The sequence below is a fragment of the Butyrivibrio sp. VCB2006 genome (assembly GCF_000420945.1).
In the GTDB taxonomy this organism is placed as follows: Bacteria; Bacillota; Clostridia; order Lachnospirales; family Lachnospiraceae; genus Butyrivibrio.
In genome coordinates this window covers 21,494-27,527 of the sequence record NZ_ATVX01000025.1, presented here as the reverse complement: position 1 = coordinate 27,527, position 6,034 = coordinate 21,494, and the positions used below count along the sequence as shown (strand labels likewise).

General features: G+C 38.2%; 5 protein-coding genes. All 5 read right to left on the bottom strand.

The genetic code is table 11. The features are described from left to right. Nucleotides 1–77: 77 nt before the first annotated feature. A complete protein-coding gene (locus tag G613_RS0116650; protein WP_029232373.1) occupies nucleotides 78–1,448 on the bottom strand; it encodes an IS4 family transposase in 1,371 nt (456 codons plus the stop codon). Nucleotides 1,449–1,533: 85 nt separating this feature from the next. Beyond that, entirely contained in the window at nucleotides 1,534–2,100 is a 567-nt protein-coding gene (locus G613_RS0116645; protein ID WP_029233681.1) for a stealth family protein, read from the bottom strand. Between the two features lie 7 nt (nucleotides 2,101–2,107). Beyond that, nucleotides 2,108–3,268, bottom strand: coding sequence for a nucleotidyltransferase domain-containing protein (locus tag G613_RS0116640; RefSeq protein ID WP_029233680.1), 1,161 nt, complete (start codon nucleotides 3,266–3,268; stop codon nucleotides 2,108–2,110). Then, the gene (locus tag G613_RS0116635) at nucleotides 3,261–5,483 is read right to left on the bottom strand and encodes a CotH kinase family protein (RefSeq protein ID WP_029233679.1); all 2,223 of its coding nucleotides are present in this window, start codon (nucleotides 5,481–5,483) and stop codon (nucleotides 3,261–3,263) included. Before G613_RS0116635 ends, G613_RS0116640 begins: the two co-directional genes overlap by 8 nt. Continuing rightward, complete coding sequence (locus G613_RS18915) at nucleotides 5,470–6,024, bottom strand: VanZ family protein (RefSeq protein WP_196805079.1); 555 nt, start codon at nucleotides 6,022–6,024, stop codon at nucleotides 5,470–5,472. The genes G613_RS0116635 and G613_RS18915 overlap by 14 nt, the downstream gene beginning before the upstream one ends. Nucleotides 6,025–6,034: the final 10 nt, after the last annotated feature.

Sequence of the window (6,034 nt, the reverse complement as noted above, 5' to 3'; positions counted from 1 at the left end):
TTATTAACTGAAACTTCGCAGTTCTAAAACTGCATTCGAACCTTGAAAACTCAATAAAAATTGGCAATTAAGTACCATCATGAAACCTGTAGCTGTCGCTGCATGGATGGTGTCAGTGCAGAAATGAAAGTATCGATCATTGATGATATTTCTTCTTCTCCAAGCTCAAATCTTTCTGCCATCATATCGGAGAACAGCTCCATGATCATCCTGAATGCCTGAACAAAAGTGACATCTGCAAGCTCATCTACAAAATAAGTGAACAGCTCGCCCAATGTGCGAGGATCTTCAGATTCCCTATTATCCACAGCAAGCATCATGTATCTGGCAAAAACGACAGCTGTATGCGCCGTCATTGCATCATACGAAAGCGATCTGCACTCATTAGCTAGCTTGAGGTAGCTCTTACATACCTTAAAAAACACCTCGATTTTCCAGCGTTTTGAGTAAATGCGGATCATCTCCTCTTCATCGATGTTGTAGTCTGTTGAGATAAGACACAGATAGTCCTTTCTGTTTGATCTGTTTCTAACAAATACGATTTTTACAGGAATCTTGCGGTCGTCCTTCTGAATTTCAACTACCAGAGAGAGAAGATATTTCGATCTGCCACGACGCTTGCGGTTCATTTTGTAGAGTTCTTTCAAAGTATACTTCCCGCCTCTGTAGATGAAAGACATTTTGTCAGAACGCTTGATCATTGCAATCACATCGTAACCGAGTCTTTCAACAGCTGTCAGTGTTTTAGGAGAAGCAAACCATGTATCAAAAAGGACATAATCAGCAGGTATCATAGCTTTTCTGGCTTCTTTGATCAGTTCGATCATTGCGTCTGTACCCTTCATCACAGAAAGCTTTCTGCGCTTGAATCCATTGCTCCTGCGGTCGACATCATTGCTGCTGATAAGTTTGTTCTCGTTTGAAGATGACAGCAGGATCTGGTTCACTGGTAGGAATGTATTGCCATCAGTCCATCCAAGAGTGAGCATTCTGAATCCATAAAGAAATTTCTTGTTTGCATGATCATAGATTTTGGATAGCATTTCCACTTTCTTCGAACAAGCTCTTGAGAAGATTGAGTCATCAACTATGAGGGCATTTACCCTATCCTCTGAAGTTGCAGGAGCAATAACATCCCTGCATATATTTGATGCAAGAAGTGTTGTAAAGCGAATCCAGTTGATACTGATGCTCTTCATGAACCGGTAGTACGTGTCCTTTGCAAAAGTGGCAGTATTGCTGCCAAGAAGCATATCCATGTACATGGACTTATTTTTGAAAACCAGCGCAAAGGCATACATCAGTATCTGCGCAGGGGCTATGCCTTTTGTCTTCCTGACATTTGATGCTTTTAGTATTGATGAAATTCGGAATCTCTCAAAAAAGATTCTGATTGAATCAGCATTCTGCTTAGAATCGAAGTCATTCTGTGATATAATTTTAGACAAGGCGTGAGTCTCCTTTTGGATGATTTTTGGTGGTACTTAAATTATACCAAATATAGAGGCTTCTCGCCTTTTTAAATGCCGGTTTTTATTGAATTTTCAAGGTTCTAGCGCACTTTTTATGTGCGAAGTTTAAGTTATTAATTATTCCCATATCATTTAATACTGTGTGCCATATATAGGCGTTAAGGTCATAATTAACCAAGGTTTTGGCTACAAGCATATCACAAGGTTTACCATTCTTGAAGAAAAACTCAGGTTTCACCTGGTCAACAGCAAAGCAGTCATCATTGAACAAAATAAAGTTCTCAGATAAATCTTCGATACGATGGTAATTAAGCTCTATAACATTAGAATTGAAGGTAGGTAAATATTTCTCAGGAATATAGTCTGTATGCTTAACTATACGAAGCCTTGGACTATCAACATCAAGCCAATCAGGAACGTGTCCCCAGGTCACAAAAAAAACCTTGTTGATCCAAGGCATATTTTTGTCAATTCCCCTGAAAAAGTAGCGCATGAGATCCCAGTCCCTGTAGCGTTGGCTGGAATTACTATTGTCATCAATCACACTACCATCATATTTTCTTTTCTCTTCAAGCCACTTAGGATCGTTTCCATCGACCCATGGTACTATTAAATCGATTTTATCCATAATTCCGTCATCTTCTAAAGTTAAGATTCAGCCTGTGATACATATCAAGCATCACCTTTACCTTCTCGTCATCAGCATTCTCTATCTGTTTTCTGTGATCTCTTGATTTTTTATTACATACTCCGCTAACGCCCCTAATAATCCATGCCAGCGGAAGTAAAAATGGAGCTTTCTCAAGCCATTTATACTTTTCAACCATAAATTTCATAGAAGGAAAATAGTAGTGGAGTTTAATGCTGTTGTTACAATCTGCTGTTTCTTTAGCTAGCTGGCTCCATACGCCATTCTCTGTCTTGCCATAAATACCGCTATCAACCATATAAGCAAACAGATTCTCATAGAACTGTGAGCAGTCTCTATCCTCCATCCATATAAAAGCCAATTCACGCATATTCTTTTCAAAATCCAGAATCCCACATTTTGATAATTCTTTTTCAAGATATGCTTCATCCAGCTCATCACCATATTTGCCGATATAGATATAAATATCCAGGAGATTTCTAATACCGCATCCTGTCTCAAAGAAGTGCTTTGCCATATGCGCAATCATATATACATAAAAATCTTCTTTACTAAATTCATACGTATATTTTTTACCGACTGCAAGATTAGCTCTTAAATCCTTAAAATATAGATGCTGCGCCTTGTCTGCATTTTGATCAAATAATGTCCAGTGAACCTCAACCAGTACCCCTGGATCCTTGGTAAAAATCATATGATGTTTAATAAGACCGTTATTTTTAAAGCCAAGCTTTTCCATGACTTCAGCTGCTTTATCAAGGCTTTCATCATATACAACAAGATCAATATCACTCATTTCCCTCATCTCAGGAGATGGATATATAGTCTTTGTTACAGCGCCTTTTAAAATCTGGTGTCTGATTCCGTTTTCTTCAAATGCCTTGGTTATTTCCCTTGCAGACATCATCTGCACAAAGGTTCTAAATGTACTCTGGGCCAGGGTTCCTTTTATGAACTGATACTCCTCAGTTCCTTCTGATATTTTCAACATCGAATTCATAATAAGGTATTGCATCTGGCCCTTGATTCCAATATCAAAAACATCTTCAATTGTCATACCCTCAGGTATGGCATACGGCTCTCTTTTCTCAAAGGTTGCCAATATTAATTCTCTTGAGTATTTTCTAATAGCTATATGATCAGCCATTGTTATTTTCTCCCCCGTTTTCCACTTCTTCGTTCTGGTCCGGTTCAACCAAATCCTCTATATCTTCTGCCTCAGAAGCTTCTTCCAACACGGTACCCTCTTCGCCCATCTCCTGAGCTAGTTCACGAGCTTTAGCAAGGTTGCCACCTTGTTCTGCCATTTCTCTGGTATATCTTGTTATCCAATCAGCTCTCTTGGCAAAAAAGGCTTTAATATTAGCAACACCTGTATTAAATGCGCTATCTGACATCACTCCATAAAATCTTTTATAGGACGCCAGTGCCGGCTTCTTCATAAGTTCAGAATACTTATCAATGCTTGTAGTATAGTTATCCTCAGTAAATACTTCTGCCGCCATGTTATCCATAGTCTTTGTCAGTTGCTGGCAAAAATCCTTATTCATCAATAGTGACTGCAGCATTCTGTCACCCTGAATACCATTCTGCAGGCATGTATTAATCGTAGGAGTTTGCAAGCCAGTTCTGTTAAGAGTATCTACCATGTCCGAACACAAGAATCTCCACTTGCCATCTGCATAGCCTTTTCCACCAGTACTAATTGTTCTCCAACAGGTTCCTCTTTCAGGATAGAAGGAAGAATTTCCCACATATAAGTTTAGACAAATGTACTGAATATAATTATCTACATCCAGCATAGTTTTAAGATTCTCATAATTAGTATCGATTGACATATCTGTAGTTGTCACATACTCATAGAATCTGTTAAAGGAAGAATTATAGACATTATCTTCATGAATTGTCACATCTGACGCCGAAACATTATACCTATCTTCAATTAGTTTAGCATTGTACGGTGCTTGAATTGCATATACTCCCCAATACACTCCGTCTATAAATACAGAACAAGGCTCGACCTGCATCATTCCTACATCAGTATTAGCAGCCAATGAAGAAATAATAGCATTTCTGATCTTCAAATTATTATCATCTTTGTATTGGTAAACATTCAGTCTGCCATCTGAAGAAATATAGTCGAGAATAGATGCGCCTTCATAGCTTGTATAATCACTTCCATCCATCTCTAGCACTAGATTTTTTTGCTTATTATCAGCCTGAGCATCCGGTCTAACCATTAGCTGAACATCTGCTTCGAAGGACTTGCCCTTATCTGATTCGTAGTATTCTATTCTGGCATTCTTGCCCCAAGAATTCCTATAATTGGCCTTTCCCGCACCAATTCCCTGAATCAATGCATCTTCATATGTTTTTCCAGCGATAAATATACCGTTTTCATAATCATACAAATTGTAAGGATCCGTAGTAATCTCCAAAACCGGAAGATTTACATAGTCACTATCTCTAGCCAATCCAATAAAATATGCCTGATTAATTTCTTTTGTAACATTACCCGAAGCATCTACCGCTATAGCTTTTACAACGATTCCGGTATCAATACTACTTGGGAAATAATTCTTCCCCCTTGAATAACCCATTGCAGCTTCCAGGTATTCATACCCAGAACCAGACCTGTTAAAAATCTTGATAGCACCATCGTACAAGGTTGACTCAGTATTGGGATCACTGCCATCTATAGTATAGTAAATGACTTCACCATCATCAGCAGACAGTATCAGATTAAATGCTTCACTGTAAAATCCCCCCGGGGCAGAAAGAGCTATTCCATCATACTTGACATATTCAACCTCTGTGCCCTCATTGGAGGCTTCCTTAGATGGAGTAATGTAGCCCCATGTATTAGTCTTTTCATCCGCAATACCATAACTCTGCGAAGCCGACAATTTCGGAATAAGCATAGTCTTTATGAATTTATCCTCAGGACTCTTTATAGATACAACATTAGACTCTGCCGCTCCCGGATTGACACTTAGTTCAACTGCAAGATAACTGTTTTTCTCAAGTTCTACTCCTTCTTCTACTGTAGCTGCCTTCTCATCCCCCACATACACTGTCATTCCTGAAAGATCAATTGTCTCAGCACCATTGTTATGAAGCTCAATCCATTTATCACCGCTTATCTCCGTGATATCCATATATACTTCTGCTCCACCATTTAGTGTGAGCACAACATCATCAGTCGTAATATCCTTATCTTTTTCAAGATACTCTGAAACCATGGCATCACGTTTGTTGGACATATAAATAATCAATACCAGAAATGCCAGAGAAACTACTGACAAAAGTATTATTATTAAATCTTTTTTACTTAATTTTTTATCATTCTTATTTGAGTTCATTTTTTTTGGTAAACCTCATTATAATCATTGTCAGCACGGTTCCCAGAATCGCACCCAGGACCGTTCCGCTGACATTAGTTGCTAAGTCTGTAATTTCAAATACTCCTGTTTTGGTAATATGTTGAATAATCTCAATAGAAGCGCTAAATATAAAACCCATAAGCGCAGACATTACTATTCTTTTAAAAAACTTTTCCTCTTTCCAAAACAACTGTACAAGAACGCCCCATGGAACAAATAAAAGCACGTTCAACACACTGTATATCATTTGTCGTACTGCTCTCTTGCTTCCTTGCAAGGACCCAAAATCAAAGTAAGAAACAACATTGCCGGATTTAGAACCGGCATCACGTCTAAATACAGTAATAAGAAGTATATTTAACGCACATACAATCACAAAATATAAGTGAATAACCCTTCTATACGGAATGTCTTTTTTTATATGCACCACATATCCGGGCACCAATATGAGCAGCGCCCCCATAATAAATATCATGTAAATATCTATTATCCGTATTCCACTTGTCTGTTCAACAAGCATATCCTGAAGT

Bases quoted from the DNA above. Each gene is read 5' to 3' on its own strand.
- G613_RS0116645 (WP_029233681.1), bottom strand. From the start codon at position 2,100: ATGGATAAAATCGATTTAATAGTACCATGGGTCGATGGAAACGATCCT.
- G613_RS0116640 (WP_029233680.1), bottom strand. From the start codon at position 3,268: ATGGCTGATCATATAGCTATTAGAAAATACTCAAGAGAATTAATATTG.
- G613_RS0116635 (WP_029233679.1), bottom strand. From the start codon at position 5,483: ATGAACTCAAATAAGAATGATAAAAAATTAAGTAAAAAAGATTTAATA.
- G613_RS18915 (WP_196805079.1), bottom strand. From the start codon at position 6,024: ATGCTTGTTGAACAGACAAGTGGAATACGGATAATAGATATTTACATG.